Annotated in this window: 19 protein-coding genes, 1 other RNA gene and 1 pseudogene; 7 read left to right on the top strand and 14 right to left on the bottom strand. The window is 33.5% G+C overall.

Annotated features, from left to right (window positions below; translation table 11 throughout):
• Positions 1 to 2: 2 nt before the first annotated feature.
• Both LY01_RS13070 and LY01_RS13065 read right to left on the bottom strand, forming a co-directional pair.
• The gene (locus tag LY01_RS13070; RefSeq protein ID WP_104516330.1) at positions 3 to 974 is read right to left on the bottom strand and encodes a lytic transglycosylase domain-containing protein; all 972 of its coding nucleotides are present in this window, start codon (positions 972 to 974) and stop codon (positions 3 to 5) included.
• Between the two features lie 78 nt (positions 975 to 1,052).
• Positions 1,053 to 1,700: an alpha/beta hydrolase gene (locus LY01_RS13065; RefSeq protein WP_170034646.1), complete on the bottom strand. Its 648-nt coding sequence runs from the start codon at positions 1,698 to 1,700 to the stop codon at positions 1,053 to 1,055.
• Positions 1,701 to 1,887: 187 nt separating this feature from the next.
• Between LY01_RS13065 and LY01_RS13060 the strand changes: the two genes are divergently transcribed.
• Positions 1,888 to 2,199 (top strand): GNAT family protein, encoded by a 312-nt coding sequence (locus LY01_RS13060; RefSeq protein ID WP_104516328.1) that lies wholly within the window; start codon positions 1,888 to 1,890, stop codon positions 2,197 to 2,199.
• A gap of 75 nt (positions 2,200 to 2,274) precedes the next feature.
• On the opposite strand, the gene kdsB is transcribed toward LY01_RS13060, so the two are convergent.
• From kdsB to LY01_RS13030, 6 genes are read right to left on the bottom strand one after another with little or no spacing between them, the layout of a single operon-like run.
• Positions 2,275 to 3,012, bottom strand: coding sequence for a 3-deoxy-manno-octulosonate cytidylyltransferase (gene kdsB / locus LY01_RS13055; protein WP_104516326.1), 738 nt, complete (start codon positions 3,010 to 3,012; stop codon positions 2,275 to 2,277).
• A 30-nt stretch (positions 3,013 to 3,042) separates the two neighbouring features.
• On the bottom strand, positions 3,043 to 3,474 hold the full coding sequence (locus LY01_RS13050; protein ID WP_104516324.1) for a hypothetical protein: 432 nt from the start codon (positions 3,472 to 3,474) through the stop codon (positions 3,043 to 3,045).
• A 35-nt stretch (positions 3,475 to 3,509) separates the two neighbouring features.
• A complete protein-coding gene (locus LY01_RS13045; RefSeq protein ID WP_146080434.1) occupies positions 3,510 to 3,953 on the bottom strand; it encodes a hypothetical protein in 444 nt (147 codons plus the stop codon).
• Positions 3,954 to 3,970: 17 nt separating this feature from the next.
• Positions 3,971 to 4,426 carry a hypothetical protein gene (locus LY01_RS13040; RefSeq protein WP_104516320.1) on the bottom strand — a complete coding sequence of 152 codons (456 nt, stop codon included), beginning with the start codon at positions 4,424 to 4,426 and terminating at the stop codon, positions 3,971 to 3,973.
• A gap of 53 nt (positions 4,427 to 4,479) precedes the next feature.
• Positions 4,480 to 5,064, bottom strand: coding sequence for a DUF4126 domain-containing protein (locus tag LY01_RS13035; protein ID WP_104516318.1), 585 nt, complete (start codon positions 5,062 to 5,064; stop codon positions 4,480 to 4,482).
• Position 5,065: 1 nt separating this feature from the next.
• A complete protein-coding gene (locus LY01_RS13030) occupies positions 5,066 to 6,490 on the bottom strand; it encodes an ATP-dependent DNA helicase (protein ID WP_104516316.1) in 1,425 nt (474 codons plus the stop codon).
• A gap of 118 nt (positions 6,491 to 6,608) precedes the next feature.
• Here LY01_RS13030 and LY01_RS13025 point away from each other — a divergent pair, with 118 nt between their 5' ends.
• The 5 genes from LY01_RS13025 to LY01_RS13005 all read left to right on the top strand — a co-directional run bounded on the left by LY01_RS13025 (position 6,609) and on the right by LY01_RS13005 (position 9,765).
• The gene (locus tag LY01_RS13025; RefSeq protein WP_245890735.1) at positions 6,609 to 7,361 is read left to right on the top strand and encodes a hypothetical protein; all 753 of its coding nucleotides are present in this window, start codon (positions 6,609 to 6,611) and stop codon (positions 7,359 to 7,361) included.
• Positions 7,306 to 8,115, top strand: coding sequence for a DUF3822 family protein (locus LY01_RS13020; RefSeq protein ID WP_245890734.1), 810 nt, complete (start codon positions 7,306 to 7,308; stop codon positions 8,113 to 8,115). Before LY01_RS13025 ends, LY01_RS13020 begins: the two co-directional genes overlap by 56 nt.
• Entirely contained in the window at positions 8,106 to 8,663 is a 558-nt protein-coding gene (rsmD, locus tag LY01_RS13015) for a 16S rRNA (guanine(966)-N(2))-methyltransferase RsmD (protein WP_104516313.1), read from the top strand. Before LY01_RS13020 ends, rsmD begins: the two co-directional genes overlap by 10 nt.
• A gap of 64 nt (positions 8,664 to 8,727) precedes the next feature.
• Positions 8,728 to 9,213, top strand: coding sequence for a hypothetical protein (locus LY01_RS13010; protein WP_104516311.1), 486 nt, complete (start codon positions 8,728 to 8,730; stop codon positions 9,211 to 9,213).
• 27 nt (positions 9,214 to 9,240) lie between these two features.
• Positions 9,241 to 9,765, top strand: coding sequence for a SecDF P1 head subdomain-containing protein (locus LY01_RS13005; protein WP_104516310.1), 525 nt, complete (start codon positions 9,241 to 9,243; stop codon positions 9,763 to 9,765).
• Here LY01_RS13005 and rnpB read toward each other — a convergent pair.
• An RNA gene (gene rnpB, locus LY01_RS13000) (RNase P RNA component class A) lies at positions 9,764 to 10,091 on the bottom strand. The genes LY01_RS13005 and rnpB overlap by 2 nt on opposite strands.
• A 92-nt stretch (positions 10,092 to 10,183) precedes the next feature.
• Here rnpB and LY01_RS15400 point away from each other — a divergent pair.
• Positions 10,184 to 12,018: pseudogene (locus LY01_RS15400) on the top strand (DNA polymerase III subunit gamma/tau).
• 81 nt (positions 12,019 to 12,099) lie between these two features.
• On the opposite strand, the gene LY01_RS12990 reads toward LY01_RS15400, so the two are convergent.
• The 5 genes from LY01_RS12990 to pdxH all read right to left on the bottom strand — a co-directional run bounded on the left by LY01_RS12990 (position 12,100) and on the right by pdxH (position 16,820).
• Positions 12,100 to 12,675: a porin family protein gene (locus tag LY01_RS12990; RefSeq protein WP_104516308.1), complete on the bottom strand. Its 576-nt coding sequence runs from the start codon at positions 12,673 to 12,675 to the stop codon at positions 12,100 to 12,102.
• A gap of 74 nt (positions 12,676 to 12,749) precedes the next feature.
• Positions 12,750 to 13,646, bottom strand: coding sequence for a Ppx/GppA phosphatase family protein (locus LY01_RS12985; RefSeq protein ID WP_104516306.1), 897 nt, complete (start codon positions 13,644 to 13,646; stop codon positions 12,750 to 12,752).
• Positions 13,646 to 15,694: a polyphosphate kinase 1 gene (gene ppk1 / locus LY01_RS12980; protein WP_104516305.1), complete on the bottom strand. Its 2,049-nt coding sequence runs from the start codon at positions 15,692 to 15,694 to the stop codon at positions 13,646 to 13,648. The genes LY01_RS12985 and ppk1 overlap by 1 nt, the downstream gene beginning before the upstream one ends.
• Entirely contained in the window at positions 15,691 to 16,176 is a 486-nt protein-coding gene (locus tag LY01_RS12975) for a SixA phosphatase family protein (protein ID WP_104516303.1), read from the bottom strand. Before LY01_RS12975 ends, ppk1 begins: the two co-directional genes overlap by 4 nt.
• Positions 16,176 to 16,820 (bottom strand): pyridoxamine 5'-phosphate oxidase, encoded by a 645-nt coding sequence (gene pdxH, locus LY01_RS12970; protein WP_104516301.1) that lies wholly within the window; start codon positions 16,818 to 16,820, stop codon positions 16,176 to 16,178. Before pdxH ends, LY01_RS12975 begins: the two co-directional genes overlap by 1 nt.
• Positions 16,821 to 16,862: the final 42 nt, after the last annotated feature.

The raw sequence follows: 16,862 nt of genomic DNA, 5'->3' as shown, positions 1-16,862 counted from the left end.
ATTTAGTTATAATATCCCTCTTCAGGAATTTGGATTAAGTATTCTTTACCTGATTTGTTATTCAGTTTAGGCTCTCTTAACCACGGATTGTGAATTTTAAGAATTTTATAGTTGATGTTGTTAGCTTTCGCGAAAGCGGAAAGGTCATCTACCTGATAATCTACTAAAACATTCTTAGTAGGTATGGTGTCATAACCATGACTAGGATCTACATTAAAACCAAAGATTTTAGGATTTTTCAAGATCTCTTTAATAGCTAATATTCTGAAAACATATCTACCTGTTTCTTGACCTAAAAGTAGGTCATAGTAACTAGAAACATCTTGGGCATTTAATTGTTTATTAATACCTCCATTACCTGCGTTATAAGCGGCACCTGCAAGTGTCCAACTGCCAAATTTTTCTTTGCTTTGTTTAAGATAATCACAAGCCGCCTTAGTAGCCATTTCTAGGTGGTAACGCTCATCCACGTTATCATTAACCTCTAGACCTAGTTCTTTTCCTGTACCTCTCATGATTTGCCAGAAACCTTTTGCTCCTGCTGGAGATGTAACGTTTTGTAATCCACTTTCTATAACTGCTAGATATTTAAAATCATCTGGCACACCATTTTCTGCTAGAATAGGTTCTATAATAGGAAAGTATTTTTGAGCTCTTTTTATAAGTAAAATACCGTTAGATTGCCAGTAAGTATTTACTAAAAACTCTCTATCTACTCGTTCTCTTATATCTGGCTGGTGCAATGGCACAGCCTCTCCTGCAAAGTCTAGACTCTTAGGCAATTGTACACTGTACACGTTATAATCTTCTACTCTTTTATCGTTATCATTACTTTTATAACTGGTGGCAGCTGTTGTTGTACTTTGTGAATTTGTGGTGCTAGATGCACTGCTAGAATCACCATCCTGTTGTATGGCACCTATGGTGAATAAAAAAACAACTGCGATTCCTGCTCCTAAAAATATCTTTTTCATATCTAACTATAATTATGGGTTAAAGATATAAAACATGCGAGTATTAAAGCATTACAAACAGTTAAGCTTTATAATATTTTAAGAAAGTATGATATCTGGTAAATGTTCATTGAACCACCTAAATCTATTAATAATCATAATGTGTGTACCACCGGGCACGATAATACAGTCCTTTATATATTTAATAGGAAAAATGGGATCTTCATCACCATGAATGTGTATGGAATTTAAAAGTGGCTCTTCTTGTTCCCAATTTAAGATAGTATCTAGGGCCCAATTAAGGTATATTCTATTATTAACTGACAGGTATTTTTTATAAAGTTCTATCTTTTTAGGTGCAAAACCAGGATTATATTTAACGAGTAAATCAAAATTTTCTACTAGTCTAGTAGGTAATATTTTATGAAGTCCAGTCGCTTTAGAAAAACGCATTCTTCTTGGAAATTCTTTCTTTGATTTAACAGTAGATATTAAAATAACTTTTTCTACATCTATCTGTTTGGCCATTTCTTGAACTATAACACCACCAAAGGAAACCCCTATCAACACTGGACTTTCATGCTTAACATGCGTTAACAACCTCGTAACATAATCCCTCAGAGGTTCTTTCACTTTAGGGATAATCCATTCTAGTTTATGGACGGTAAAATCTTTCTCTGGTAATTTTAAATTTTCAAAAATTAATGGAGAAGCTGCCATACCTGGCATTAAATAAACATGCTTCATAATTTAAGGAAACGCTATCATTTCAGCGCTTTAACATTTTTAATGGTTTTATGACACAAATTTTAAGGTATCTTTACAAGATATTAAGTAAAAATTTTTACTCACGACACTAATCAGCCATAAAGTTAACTTTAAAATATTAGTGCTTATCTATTTTTTAGATATTAAATGAGTTAAAAAAAAGAATATGGAACCTTCTACTACTCTAGAAATTACTGACAATGCTTTTTTGCGTCAGTATGAATGTCGCAAAGGCGATATTTTTGCAAAAATTGAATATTCTCAACAAGAGAGAAAAATATTCTTAACTAAATACATTGTACCAGAAGATCTGGAGGATGATTTAGATTTTAGAAACGAATTCTTAACCGGCGTTTTTGATAACATAAGAGATGAAAAAGAACTAAAAGTTGTTCCTACACATCCTAAAATTGCAGGTTTTGTTCGTAAATTTAGAAACAAATATAAAGATATGCTACCGGTAGGAATAGCTATCTAAAGATTTTACCCCAATAATTATTTAGAATTTAAAGGCTTTTACTTAGGTAAGAGCCTTTATTAGTACATTCTTATTCTAATGAAGACGTTGCCATTCTAATCTAGCTTTTTCTAGATCTTCTGGCACATCGATGCCTATACTCAAGTGACTAGTAGGAATCATCTTAATTTTTTTACCGTGTTCTAGATATCTTATACATTCTATCTTTTCAGATAATTCTAGCGGTGTAGGCGACTGATTATAAAAATCTAATAAAGCACTTTTTCTAAAAGCATAAATACCTATGTGTTTATAAACAGGCTCTTTAACAGCTTTGTCTCTAGGAAAAGGAATCACAGAACGTGAAAAATAAAGAGCATTACTATTCAAATCTGTTATTACCTTTACATTATTAGGGTTTTCAATATCCTCTATTTCAGTAATTTCATGCATTAATGATGCTAGTGAGATCTCCTGATCCTTATCGTTTTCAAAAACCGCAATCAGTTTTTTAAGATCTGTTTGATTTGTAAACGGCTCATCGCCTTGTACGTTAATCACTATATCTGCCTCATAGCTCTCTACAGCCTCTGCAATGCGGTCACTACCAGTTTCATGGTTTTTTTGAGACATTACTGCTTCTCCACCGTTACTAATAATCTCGTTATAAATCACATCACTATCTGTCGCAACAAGAACCTGATCAAATAATCCAGTATGCAATGCAGCCTCATACGTGCGCATGATAACTGTTTTACCACAAAGGTCTTTCATTAATTTACCAGGAAATCTACTGGCTTCAAAACGTGCTGGAATTACGGCTATTTTTTTCAAAAGATATTTTAAAATTTAAAACAATAGAAATTACTTATTTTTAATAAGAACTCCTTCATTACGAAACAAAGTTACTATTTCTTCTGTCTTATCTCGCTCTAAAACGTAAAGAGTCCTACGTGCTCTGTTTTTTAATTTTATTGCTAGTCCTATAGAATTATTGCCTTTACTATAAATGAGGTATTTAATTTCAGATAAAGCTATTTTAGACTTTCCTGTTAAAAGAAAAAAATTAAAAATAGCTAGAATAGGAAATATGATTAATGGAGTAACAGTTAACCAATTTAATTCATCAAAATTTAAATAATTTATAACAGCTAAAAATATCATTAATAAATTAATTACCTGAAAGATAACTAGTTGCTTCTTAACATTATCTTCTATTTCAAAAAGCTGTAAATCTTTATCATAATTGATTTGAGAAATTTGATAACTGAATAAATCTTTAAGTTTAGATAACATTTGACAATTGAATTTTATAAATATTTCTTTTCATTTTAAAACCAAGATGATTTCTCTTTAATCTCTATACCATGACTTTTAAAAAGCTCTACTTGTTCATCAAATTGCGATAAATTATAGTGATATAATACTCTACGCCTTTTATTATTTAACCTGATACTTCCTGTAGCACTGGTTGTAGACTTGCGATAGCTTACCGATTTAATCTGGTCTAGAGGTATGGTTGCAGACGTGTTATGATTTACAAAACCTAAAATCAACATAGATGTAAAAAATATAGCAAGTACTAAATAAAATAAATTGAGATTATCAGATTTAAAATATCCTAAAAGCGAGAAAAACAGCATACTTATAGACAGTATTCTCAACATCCAGACTTGCCCCTTTGCATGATCATCTATTTCAAAACATTGCCTGTCTAGATCAAAGGCTATTGTAGAATTCTTATCTGTAAATAGTTTTTTGACGCTTTTAAACATTTTTTTTATTATCACTTTTAATAATTGAGCGGTACTAGTGGCAATATACTTTCTACTCTCTTGACCTCAAAATCGTTCTCTTCCATGAATTGCACAAAATTTAAACGATGTGCTTCATGATTAAAAATGACGTTACGATACTTGCCGTTTTTTAGTCTAATCATAGTTTGTTTTACTCTTTTATTATTTCTAAATAAAAGATAATCTACCTCTACCCTTTGTATTTCATTCTTTAATGTATGAGTTTGAAACATAACCACTATTACTATGGTTGAAAATAACAATAACGCATAACTGAATATTTTAAAATACATACCCCAGTTATTCACTGTCAGTAATAGATTAAGACTTCCGAAAAACATTAAGCAAATGCTCAACCAAAATCTATTTTTTACATTATCATTTATTAAAAGTGCTTTTTTATCTTCACTAAATCGATAAACAGCATTTTTAGGTCTCAAGAATTTAAACATATCTATTTGTTAGTTTTAACTCGCTTTCGCGAAAGCGGAATTATCATAAAACACTATCTATTAATAACGACTTCTTGCTTTTTCTTATTAAAAATTCTCTTATACAACTTTCTAATACCTATCAATAGGAAGAACACAATTACGACAGCTAGTGGTGCAAATATTATAGAGACTAAGGATAGCATGCCACTAAAACCAGCCTCGGCAGTGCTTACTATGGGATTTGCAAAACCTCCTGTTGTAGAAGTACTCATTGCTCTAGCTCCAGATGTGGTGGTAGAAATAGCGGCTGCAGTACCACCACCTGCGATAATAGCCATAGTCCATGTAAAAACTGGATTCATATCTCCCATGACACTTACCATTACCGCAGTACCTGCTATGGCGGCTAGCGGCACAGAAATAGTGTCTAGCAAATTATCTATATAAGGTATGTAATATGCAAGTATCTCCACTATTGCGGCTACTCCTAGTACGATCACAGCGGTAAGACTACCTGCCCACTGCCAGCTCTCATTAAGTGGTATGACGTCAAAGTAAGCTGCGAGACTTGCACATAGTAATGGTATAAAAACTCTAAAACCAGCACTAGCGGCTAGTCCTATACCTAAACAAATGCTAAAAATAATTTCAAACATATTAATCCTCTATAAAATGATCGTTTTTAAAACCTATAAGATACAAATTTGTTTTGGCACGTGTCACTGCCGTGTACAACCATCTTAAATATCCTTTATCTGGTCCGTCTGGTAAATAGGGTTGTTCTATAATCACGTTTTCCCACTGTCCACCTTGCGACTTATGACAGGTTATCGCATATGAAAATTTAACCTGTAAGGCATTAAAGAAAGGATTTTCTTTTATCTCTTTGTACTGTTTATATTTAGGCAACTTTAAATAATCCATACGCACTTCTTGATAGAGTTTATTGCTCTCTTCATAAGTAAGCGATGGAGTTTCTGATGTTAATGTGTCTAGTAAAAGTACGGTTTCAAATTCTTTCATATTAGGGTAATCTACCATTCTCACCTTTACCTCTGCAAAATGAAAGCCATAAATGTTTTTAAAAGCAAAAATTTCTAAAACCTCTACAATATCACCATTTGCAATAAAACCGGCATCGCTAGATGGTTGCAACCAGTGATAGTTATTCTTTACTACCATTAAATAGTCCCCAGGCGATAGCTCGTTTTCATTAAATAGAATGCGAGACCTTATTTGTTCATTATAAAGATTTGCTCTTTTATTAGAACGTACGATTATAGCCGTCTCTTCATGTCCATGAAAATCATAAGCACTATTGATAGCATCCATAATTTCATGACCATCTATAAGCCTGTTAATGTCTGTAAATCTTTCTACGTCAAATTTAAAGTCAAAGTTCTCCTCTAGAATATGATTACGTATAGTAGTCGCATTGAGTAAAATACCAGAGTTCTCACTTTGTCGTTTTACCTCGTCTAATTCTATTTCTGTGACTTCTTTTAAATAACGCTGTTCTATAAGCTGGCTGTCTAGCGCAGGAGAGACATCTAGTTTAACAGGCGGTAATTGAGCCGTATCTCCTATAATCATTAATTTACAGTTCACACCACTATATACATATTCTATAAGGTCGTCTAATAAAGAACCATTACCACCGAACATTTTATTCTCTGCAGCAACATCAGGAATCATCGATGCTTCATCAACAACAAATAATGCGTTGCGATGCTTATTTTGTTTTAAAGTAAACTGTACTCCACCGCTTCCTTGTCCCTTAGGATAGTAAATTTCTCTGTGAATGGTTGCTGCTTGTTTATTTGCATAATTACTTATCACTTTTGCAGCTCTACCAGTCGGTGCTAGAAGAACACAATTCATTTTGAGCTTCCAAATACTCTTAACAATCGTACTTGTTAAGGTAGTTTTACCTGTACCGGCATAACCACGCAACATAAATAACCGATCTTTATTTTTATCTAAAATAAAATCGGCCAGATACTCTAGCGCTCTATCTTGCTCATTTGTAGGTTTAAACGGAAAATCTAATAGTAATACTTTGTAAAATTCTTGTGGTGTCATTGCAAATTGTGGAAAACTGAGTATAAACTTAACTCAAATTTCATATCTCAAGCTAGGATGAGTGAAAAAAAATTGTAGATTTGTTTGCTTTGAAAAATAGCATTAAACCATTAATAGTATGTTCAATTTAATTATATCAGTTGTTTTAGGTCTAATAGTACTAATCCTACTAGCCGTATTCATAAACAAGATTCCTAAAAAGTTTCACCCTATCATTATCATCGCCTTATTAGCGGTAAGTGGATTCTTTGGGTACAAACTTTACAAATCTATCGAAGAGCCAGTAAAATTTGCCGAAGCAAAAGAAGAACGCTACATGCAAATAGTTAGTCAACTAGTAAAATTACGTGAAGCACAAAATGCTCACAAATCAATTACTGGTACGTATTCAAATGACATTAACAAACTAGCTCGTTTTGTAGACACCGCAAAATTTGCACTTACTCAAAAACGTGATAGTACTGTAATTGATGAAGAGCGTAACCTTAAATTTAGACTACGTGCAAATGACCCTAATGGTTATAAGAAAGAAATTACAATAACAGACACATTAGGATTTACATCTGTAAAAGATTCTCTTTTCAGAGATGTAGATGTTTCTCAATTATTAAAGTATCAAGTAGCTGGAACACCTGGTTCTATAGAGCTTAAAACTGATGTAGTAATAGACAAAGAGAATAGAGTTCCTGTTTTCCGTGCGGTAGCAGATAAGAAAGACATTCTTTTTGATCAACCAGAAAGACTAGTAAAAGACGAATTAGAGATTAAGAGTGTAGAAGCGATCGATGGTCCTACTATTTTTGTAGGTAGCCTAGATGAGATTACTACTAGTGGTAACTGGCCGAGACAGTATGCACCTAACAACAACTAGTCCTAACGACACCATAAAGAAACTGTCCGTCCTGATTCATCAGGATGGACTTTCTTTTTATACCTATAACTCAACAGGAATTATAGATTCTTTACATAAAGAATTTAAGCACAGTGCAAATCCTATTGAGATTTTACAAATTATTGAGACTTGTTTTAGAGAAGAGTCTTTTTTGGATTCCGCTTTCGCGAAAGCTACCCTACTCTACCACCACAACATTTTTACAAGCGTCCCTGCACTTTTATACAATGAAGACCATGCAGCAGATTATCTTAAATACAATGCTAGAATTCTTGAGACAGATGTATTAAGTGTAGATGAAAACCTGGGTGAAACAGGTGTAAATACCGTTTACATAGCTTATTCTAACATAAATAATTACTTCTTTGAACGTTATGGAAGTTATGAGTACTATCATTACAGTTCTCGTATTCTAGAGGCAAGAAGTAAATCTACCATAGAATTACAACCACAAGTTTATCTAGATATAAAAGACAGTCATTTTTACCTTTCTATTTTTAACAAAGGAAAACTAGTCGCACATAATCTTTTCCCTCATGATGCGATAGAAGACATTTTATACTACACTATGTTTACCACACACCACAATGACCTCGATCCAGAGACCATGAAAATGGTGGTATGTAATGAAGAGAAAAACGAGGCACTCTTAGAGCTATTATACACCTATGTGCGATACGTAACTCAAGAAGAAAATTACCCAAATTACCTAGAACAAATCATATGCGTATAATATCTGGAACACATAAAGGACGTCGTATATCGGCACCTAAAAATTTACCTGTAAGACCTACTACAGATATGTCAAAGGAGGCTTTATTTAATATATTGCGTCATAAGATTCATATTCATGATATAAAAATGTTAGAGCTATTTGCTGGTAGTGGTAATATGGCTTATGAATTTTGTAGTCGCGGCGCTGGTAGCGTTCTAGCAGTAGATCAACACTATCCATGTATTGCATTTATTAAAAAAACTGCCGAAGAACTAGATTTCCCGATAGACACTATCAAGGCAGATGTTTTTAAGTTTATAGAAAAACATAAAGGAAAGTACGACATCATCTTTGCCGATCCTCCTTATGCGCTAGAAGAAGAAGACTTTCTTAAATTACCAGAATATGTATTTAAAAATGAACTTCTCGCAGAAGATGGCATACTAATTATTGAGCATTCTAAGCATACCTCTCTATCTAGTAGCGAGCATTTTGATAACGAGCGCCGTTATGGCGGTACCGTTTTCAGTTTCTTTAATGGACCTAGTAGTGAGGAAGAAGAGTAGTGAAATATTGAAAGTATTTTTAATTATAATAGGCTCTTTAGTAGGCTTGATAATTATAATATTCTTGATTTTCATTGGCATATTTTTCTATTATACTTATCAGGACCACCGATTTGGAACTTATGAAATCCCTGAAAAATATGAGTATTTAAAGAAACCAATACCCTATTTAAATTATGCACAGAAAGATTCATTACACCATATTCATAAAGAAAGTAACGACCTATTAGTTATAGGTGATGGTTATAATGGCTACACGTTTTATAGTTGGTACCAACCTAGTTCTAAAGGAACCCTATTTATAAAAGGCTATGAAACAGAACGTAACATAGAATTAATGCCTGAATTACTTAAGGATCGAACTTCTATAATTATAGACGCAACTAATAATTTATATCAATTGCGTTCTGAAGAAACAGCCATTCACGAAGGTACATTTGATAAGTTTTATCCTGCAAGATTTGAATTATGGTTTCAATCTAACAATGAAATACTTCCAGCTGTAAAAATCATTGAAAAAGAATACCTAATACATGGTTGGGATAGATAATACAGTAAAAGTTTTAAATACCCTCATATGATAAAGTCTACTTTTTTAATTTTGCTATTTATAACATTAAACGGCTGCAGTATTTTCAACAAAAAAGAGCTGCACCTTAACGGGCATACTGTTGAACAAGCTGAAAATATAAATAAAACCACAGGAAAATTTGTAGATGGAATATATACAGAAAGCGTTAATGAGACTAGTTTATCGCATACTTTAGAATATTCTCCTGAAAATTTTTACTTTATAAACTATACACCTGTTATAGTTGCAAGAGACTTTAAACACCTATCAAGAGAAGTAAGTCCAATAGGTGATCCTGTAATTACTGTAGAGTTACACGAAAGTGCTCACGATAAATGGTATGAAGCTACAAAAAAAGCATTTCAAAATAAAAGCCCTTTATTCGTTATAGTTAACGGTAAAGTAGTAAGCGCACCGATGGTAAATAGTGGCCCTATTTCTGGAGGGCGACTTCAAATAAGTGGTGATTTTACTATGGATCAAGTAAGTGATATCATAGCTGGAATTAAAGAACGTAATTCTAAAATATAAAAATAGCAGGTCTATAAGCCGGATTCTGTTCTTCAATTGCTTGAATACCTCATCATTTATCTAGAATAACAATTACTTATTATCTCAAACTGCCTACCCTTCAGAATCGCGCGGATAGCGCTCGAGCTCTGATTTACGCGACATTTCACCACATAGAGTTTACCTGGTTTCACTACAGCATTACCTGTACATACTTTCTGTTGCACTTGTCCTATCTCGTTTACACAAAAGTGAAAACAAAACGACGGCCGTTAGCCGCTATGTTATCCTACGGTGTCCGGACTTTCCTACCTTGTTTACACAAGATCGATAAGGCGACCTGCTATGCTGCAAAACTAGTTAATAAATGTTGATAATTTACAGAAATTATACTCTTAGAAAGTAAGGCTATACGATCATAGCAAAGTATCTTTGACCTATGGAACCATTTATAGTATCAGCTAGAAAATACCGCCCTGAGACATTTGAAGATGTCGTAGGTCAAGGCGCTATTACACAGACACTAGAGAATGCAATTAAAAGCAATCACCTAGCACAAGCATTGTTATTTACTGGTCCTAGAGGTGTAGGAAAAACTACCTGCGCACGTATTCTAGCAAAAAAGATCAACCATGAAAGTGGAGAATATGATCCCGATGAAGATTTTGCCTTTAACATATTTGAACTGGATGCTGCCTCTAACAATGGTGTAGACCAGATAAGAAGTATAGTAGATCAAGTACGTATACCACCACAAGTAGGTAAGTACAAAATCTATATTATTGATGAGGTACACATGTTATCAAATGCAGCTTTTAATGCGTTTCTTAAAACACTAGAAGAGCCGCCAGCACACGCTATCTTCATTCTAGCAACTACAGAGAAGCATAAGATCATACCTACGATTTTATCTAGATGTCAAATTTTTGATTTTAAACGCATTACTGTAAGCGCCATGCGTGAACATTTAAAGCGTATTTCTATTAAAGAAGGTATCACTGCCGAAGAAGATGCGCTACAAATTATAGCTCAAAAAGCAGATGGAGCGCTAAGAGATTCCCTTTCTATATTTGATCGCGTAGTTAGCTTTTCTGGTAAAGAACTTACCGTTAAGGCAGTTACTGAAAATCTAAACGTACTCGATAGAGAGACTTACTTTAAAGTCACAGATTTATTACTAGAAAACAACATCCCGCAATTACTGGTAGATTATGATGTTATCATGACTAAGGGTTTTGATGGACAGCATTTTGTAAGTGGTCTTGCCTCACATTTCAGAGACTTAATGGTCTGCAAAGATGAGCGTACTATCGAATTGTTAGAAGTAGGAGATCAAACTAAAAATAAATACTTAGAACAAGCTAGAAACGTTGATCTTAACTTTTTAAGGAAGGCAATAGAAATAGCAAACCAGGCCGATTTTAATTATCGAGCCAGTCGCAACCAGCGCCTTTTAGTTGAATTAACTCTCATGCAGCTTGCCTCCATCACCTCTGATGAAGCAAAAAAAAAAATGATGTAAACTACATCATTCCTGCAACACACTTTAATGATACAGCAATTCAACAGACTAGTACAGCAAAAACTGTATCTAGCAAAGAGAGCCACAATACACCAGAAGTAACCTCTCCTAATTCTCCACCTACTGAGAATTCAGGAAATTATAAACAGACCCAATCTACAACACAGCAAACTGCTGTAGTTAATGAACCTCCTGTAGAAAAATCAACTAACACCACTATTACTAGCGCACCATCACCTGCAGTGTCTGGATCACTAGAAGAAGCAAGAAAAGCTTTGTTTGCCAAGAGCAAGAAAAAGGTGAGCGGCCTATCCATACAAGGAATAGAGGCTAAAAAGGTTCACATTGCAAGTATTCAAGGTAAGCAAGTCGTTCATGATAAACTACCAGAAGAAGATTTTACTCAAGAACAATTAACCAATGTCTGGATAAAATATGTAGAGCATTTAACAGAAAGAGGGCAGCTTATTCTAGCCAGTATAATAAATGCTGACAGACCTGTTTTAGAAGGTACTACTATAAAACTAAGATTCCCTAATCAATCTATGAAAGAAGATCTTGAAAAGTCACAAGGTCAGATATTAGAATATTTAAAACGAGAACTCAATAATTACCTTATAGATTTTAAAATAGCCGTCGATAAAAGCGTTACTAAAAAATACGTTTATACAGACCAAGATAAATTTTCTAAACTAGTAGAGAAAAACCCTGCAGTAGACCTATTGAGAAGAACATTTGACCTAGATTTTTAAAATTAAAATTTTACGCACAAAAAAAAGCCTCTTAAAAATTAAGAGGCTTTTTTTTATATAGTATATCTACAGAAGTGTAACTTATAATTTATAAGAAACCCCTAGTTGAAACCATCTGTTGTTTGCATCTTCTAATTCTGCAAATTCTCTATCAAAGATATTAGAAAGCCCATAACCATAACGTACATCTACTGCCCAGTTTTCATCCATCTTATAACCTATACCACCTACTGCAGCAAAGTCATAGTTATAATAATCGTTATTATCTCTTTCTGTTACATTAACACCTGCTTGAGGTCCTAACAAAATGAATAAACGACGTCCTAAGTCTAATCTAGCTAGAACCGACACTTGTAACCAGTTTGTTTTTAACTGTACATTATCTCCATTTTCAAGTCTTAACTCTTTTTCATTTACACCCAAGGCAGACACACCTAATTCTGGTTGTAAAGAAAAGCTATCACTTAAAGCTACTTGTGCAAAAAAACTTGCATGAAGCCCTACTCTACTATCTATATCATCCCACTTTTCATTACCTCCTGAAAGGGTTGAATAATTTGCACCTAAACGAAATCCATAAAAAACGTCTTGAGATCTTTGAGCAGTAGCCGTAGCTCCACAAAAAATAATGCTAACTAATAGTAAAAATTTTTTCATTTTTAAATATTTAATTGTCAAAGTTAATCTAACTATATTCTAAAGTAATAAATTAAACATGTAAACGTTTGAGATTATCGCTTATCTGCATTAAAAATCGATTTAATAATACCATCTGTTAATCCTATTTTAGGAACATAAATATTTTTTGCCTTACTCCACTTCATAGCACGTAAATATATGCGACAGGCAGGTATTATTACATCAGCTCTATCATGATTTAAATTAAGATGATAAACGCGCTCTTCATAATTATAATTTTGCAATTGCTCATAATAATTTACTAGATAAAAATAAGAAATAGGCTTGCCCACTCTTTTACCACTACTTTTAAATATATTATTTATGTTCCCACCAGACCCTATAAGATCTATATGATCATATGCATTAGTAATTTTTTTAATCCAGGCCTCTGCCTCGTCCCACAAAGATTTACTTACCATATCATTAATCAATCTGACCGTACCTATTTTAAAAGATTTTGAAACAATCTCTTTACCATAGGCAAATAGAGTAAATTCTGTACTACCTCCACCCACATCTACATATAAATACACCTTTTCTTGATCAATAACAGCATGTAAATCGGTCATAGCTATAATTGCAGCCTCATGAGAGCCATCTATAATCTCTATATTGATACCTGATTCTGCCTTAATTTTTGCAACGACATCTGTACCATTTAGCGCTTCCCTCATTGCACTAGTGGCATATGCTTTATACGTTTTTACCTTGTGGACACCCATTAATAATTGATATGACTTCATAGAATCTACCATTCTATCAATGTTCTCTTGAGATATCTTTCCGTTAACAAAAACATCTTGTCCCAATCTTATAGGTACCCTAACTAGACTCGTTTTCTTGAATACAGGCGGCTCGTCATTATAGAGAGTTACTGTAGCTATTAATAACCTTATTGCATTAGAACCTATATCTATCGCTCCATATTTTTTAATTTCAAACGCCATTAATCTGTAATTTGATTTTTATAATATTGATATGTTGCATATTGTGATCGAACAGGCTTATCGTCGTTAGTGACATAATTATTAAGCTGGTCAGCACAAATCTCTCTCGCTTTTACATTATCACTCCAGCATATATCCATGGTTTCTATAATCTCCTTCTTGATATCTTCGTCATAAATAGGGCAAGCTATCTCTACCCTACTATCTAAATTACGCGCCATAAAATCTGCACTAGAGATATATAGGTCGTTTTCGCCTTGATTATAAAATCTATAAACACGTGGGTGTTCTAAGAACCTATCCACAACACTGATTACTTTAATATTTTCGCTCATTCCTTTAACACCAGGAATTAAACAACATATACCGCGTATTATTAATTCTATTTTCACTCCTGCATTAGAAGCTTCATAGAACAAGTCTATCATTTTTAAATCTGAGAAAGAATTTACTTTGGCACGTATTTTTGCTGCTTTTCCCGCTTTCGCGAAAGCGATCTCACGACGTACTAAACGTTCAATTCCATTTCTAAGATAGTTAGGAGAAACTAGTAGATGTTTATACCTATGTTGTTTATAATTAACTTCAAAGAAATCAAAAACACGTTCTACTTCTTTTAAAATCTTACGATTTGCAGTAAACAAAGTGTAATCGGTATAAATTCCTGCTGTAGATTCATTAAAATTACCTGTGGAAATGAATCCATATCTAGAAATTTTACCTTCTTCTTCTCTCGTTATACAACATGCTTTACAGTGTACTTTTAAACCAGGTACACCGAATATCATACGCACACCTTCTTCCTGCATCAACTCTGCATAATTAATATTTGCTTGCTCATCAAACCTGGCTTGTAGCTCAATAGAAACGGTTACTTTTTTACCGTTTTTAACAGCGTTGATAAGTGAACCAGCAATTTGAGAAACTTCAGCCAGTCTATAGATCGTTATCTTTATGGTTCTCACTTTAGGATCTAGCGCTGCTTCTCTTAAAAATTTAGTTGTATTTGAAAATGTATGGTAAGGCGTATATTGAAGAATATCTTTTTGAGCAATTCTTTCTAATAAAGAACCTCGAATCTTAACATCTTTAATAGGCAATGCCGGCAATTTCTCATAGAGTAAATCTGTTCTTCCTAGACTTGGAAATTTAAGATAATCTCTTCTATTGTGATAACGACCGCCTGGTATAATGCTATCATTATTATCAATTTGTAATTTATCTTTGATAAGAGTCAGTGTATCTTCATGTATATTCCTATCATATACAAAGCGCACAGGATCACCGTCTTTACGATCGTGAACACTGCGACGTATTTTTTCTAATAGACTCTTTTTAAGGTCTAACTCCATATCTAACTCTGCATCTAGTGTTACCTTAATCATATGAGCTTCTATCTCTTTATAATCAAAAATATTAAAGATGTAATGCATACGATGCCTTATCAAGTCATCAATTAATATGATATATTGCTTATCATCACCTTCTATTTGAGGTAGTACGACAAATCTATTTAGGTACTTAGGCTTTTCTATTAGGGCATACCTTATACTTTCATCTGTCATAACCATACGCACAGCGAGATATCCGAATCCATCTCTTAAATGAGGGAAATCTACATGATCGTTAATCATTATCGTACTTATAGCCGGACTAATTTTATCATTAAAATAATTCCTAATAAAACTCTCGTGCTCGGTAAGCACCTCAGTTTCATCCACTATAATAATACTCTCATGTTTTAGTTCTTCTTCAAGCTCTGCAAGGACATTAAAACTACGTGCCTGGTCAACAATAACCATCTCGTTAATCTTCTGTAATAACTCTTCAGCTGTAATCCCACCTAGTGATTTTGTAGCATTTTTACCTGCTCTTTGAATGCGCTGTATAGTCGCATAACGCACCTTAAAGAATTCATCTAGATTATTTGAGAATATACCTAAGAACCTTAAACGTTCAATAAGTGGTACTTTTTTATCACTAGCCTCTTGTAAAACTCTAGCATTAAATCGCAGCCAGCTTAATTCTCTATTATAGTATTGGTTCATCTTATTAATTTCGGGAATATGTGAAACTTAGTACTTCCTTTTTCTAAAGATTTCCATGAATTAGTCTCAAAATCTATAGCAACTACTCCAGCGGTAGGAACATTATCAAATCTAGTAGTACCCAGTAAATTTACTAAATCAGTTATTCCATTATTATGACTAAATATAACTAAAGTCTCTACACTATCGTCACAAGTGGATATTACTTCTAACAATTCTTGCGCATTAAAAGTATACAAATCTCGTTTCAATTTAAGAGTACTTAATTGATAATCTATATACTCAGTAACTAATGTAGCCGTTTGCAAAGCTCTAGCCGCTGTGCTGGTCCAGACCACATCTGGATTTATTTGAGCTGTTTTCAACGCTTTACCTATAAGGTGTGCATCTTCTATACCACGTTGAGTGAGTACCCTATCGTGATCTCTTACTTGCAGCTCCCATGAGGACTTGCCATGACGTATTACAATTAGTTTTTTCATTAAGGCTGTAATCTTTTAAACGACCATTTCTCTTCTAACTTTTCATATAAAATACGGTCATGAAGTCTATTGGGTCTTCCTTGCCAAAACTCAAAAGTTAAAGCGTCACAAGAATAGCCACCCCAAAAATCTGGCAATGGAACATCAACTCCATCAAATTTTTGTTCAAAATGCAATAATTGTTTTTCTAACTCTTCTCTAGATGAAATTGAATTACTTTGACTGCTTGCCCATGCTCCTATCTGGCTTCCTCTAGGTCTAGATCTAAAATAAGACAACGATTTTTCTCTAGAAACTTTTGTAACCTTTGCTTTTATTACAATTTGTCTTTCTAATGAAGGCCAGAAGAAATGTAAACTAACTTTATTATAAGCATCCATTGCCATTCCTTTTTCTGAAGAATAGTTAGAATAAAAAAGGAACTTCTTATCGACTATTTCTTTAAGCAGAACAATACGAGATTTAGGAAAGCCGTCTACACCTAATGTACAAAGACTCATTGCATTTGCTTCATCCACTTGAATATTATCTTTTGCATCTTGAAACCAAGAGTCAAATAATTCATAAGGGCTAGCAGGCAGTATAGTCTCTAGCAAAGCATCTTTGTCGTATGATTTACGCAGGTTTTGAAGGTCTCTTTGCATGTAATTTATTGTTTTATGCAATTTACATTAATTGCAACTTTT

Source organism: Nonlabens xylanidelens (assembly GCF_002934445.1).
Lineage (GTDB): Bacteria > Bacteroidota > Bacteroidia > Flavobacteriales > Flavobacteriaceae > Nonlabens > Nonlabens xylanidelens.
This window is presented reverse-complemented; position numbering and strand designations above follow the sequence as displayed.

Coding starts and splice junctions, on each gene's coding strand:
- LY01_RS13040 (WP_104516320.1), bottom strand. CDS start 4,426: ATGTTTAAATTCTTGAGACCTAAAAATGCTGTTTATCGATTTAGTGAA.
- LY01_RS13030 (WP_104516316.1), bottom strand. CDS start 6,490: ATGACACCACAAGAATTTTACAAAGTATTACTATTAGATTTTCCGTTT.
- LY01_RS13050 (WP_104516324.1), bottom strand. CDS start 3,474: ATGTTATCTAAACTTAAAGATTTATTCAGTTATCAAATTTCTCAAATC.
- rsmD (WP_104516313.1), top strand. CDS start 8,106: ATGCGTATAATATCTGGAACACATAAAGGACGTCGTATATCGGCACCT.
- LY01_RS13070 (WP_104516330.1), bottom strand. CDS start 974: ATGAAAAAGATATTTTTAGGAGCAGGAATCGCAGTTGTTTTTTTATTC.
- LY01_RS13025 (WP_245890735.1), top strand. CDS start 6,609: ATGTTCAATTTAATTATATCAGTTGTTTTAGGTCTAATAGTACTAATC.
- LY01_RS13060 (WP_104516328.1), top strand. CDS start 1,888: ATGGAACCTTCTACTACTCTAGAAATTACTGACAATGCTTTTTTGCGT.
- pdxH (WP_104516301.1), bottom strand. CDS start 16,820: ATGCAAAGAGACCTTCAAAACCTGCGTAAATCATACGACAAAGATGCT.
- LY01_RS12985 (WP_104516306.1), bottom strand. CDS start 13,646: ATGGCGTTTGAAATTAAAAAATATGGAGCGATAGATATAGGTTCTAAT.
- LY01_RS13035 (WP_104516318.1), bottom strand. CDS start 5,064: ATGTTTGAAATTATTTTTAGCATTTGTTTAGGTATAGGACTAGCCGCT.
- LY01_RS13005 (WP_104516310.1), top strand. CDS start 9,241: ATGATAAAGTCTACTTTTTTAATTTTGCTATTTATAACATTAAACGGC.
- LY01_RS13045 (WP_146080434.1), bottom strand. CDS start 3,953: ATGTTTAAAAGCGTCAAAAAACTATTTACAGATAAGAATTCTACAATA.
- LY01_RS12990 (WP_104516308.1), bottom strand. CDS start 12,675: ATGAAAAAATTTTTACTATTAGTTAGCATTATTTTTTGTGGAGCTACG.
- LY01_RS13065 (WP_170034646.1), bottom strand. CDS start 1,700: ATGAAGCATGTTTATTTAATGCCAGGTATGGCAGCTTCTCCATTAATT.
- LY01_RS13020 (WP_245890734.1), top strand. CDS start 7,306: ATGAGATTACTACTAGTGGTAACTGGCCGAGACAGTATGCACCTAACA.
- LY01_RS12975 (WP_104516303.1), bottom strand. CDS start 16,176: ATGAAAAAACTAATTGTAATACGTCATGGCAAGTCCTCATGGGAGCTG.
- ppk1 (WP_104516305.1), bottom strand. CDS start 15,694: ATGAACCAATACTATAATAGAGAATTAAGCTGGCTGCGATTTAATGCT.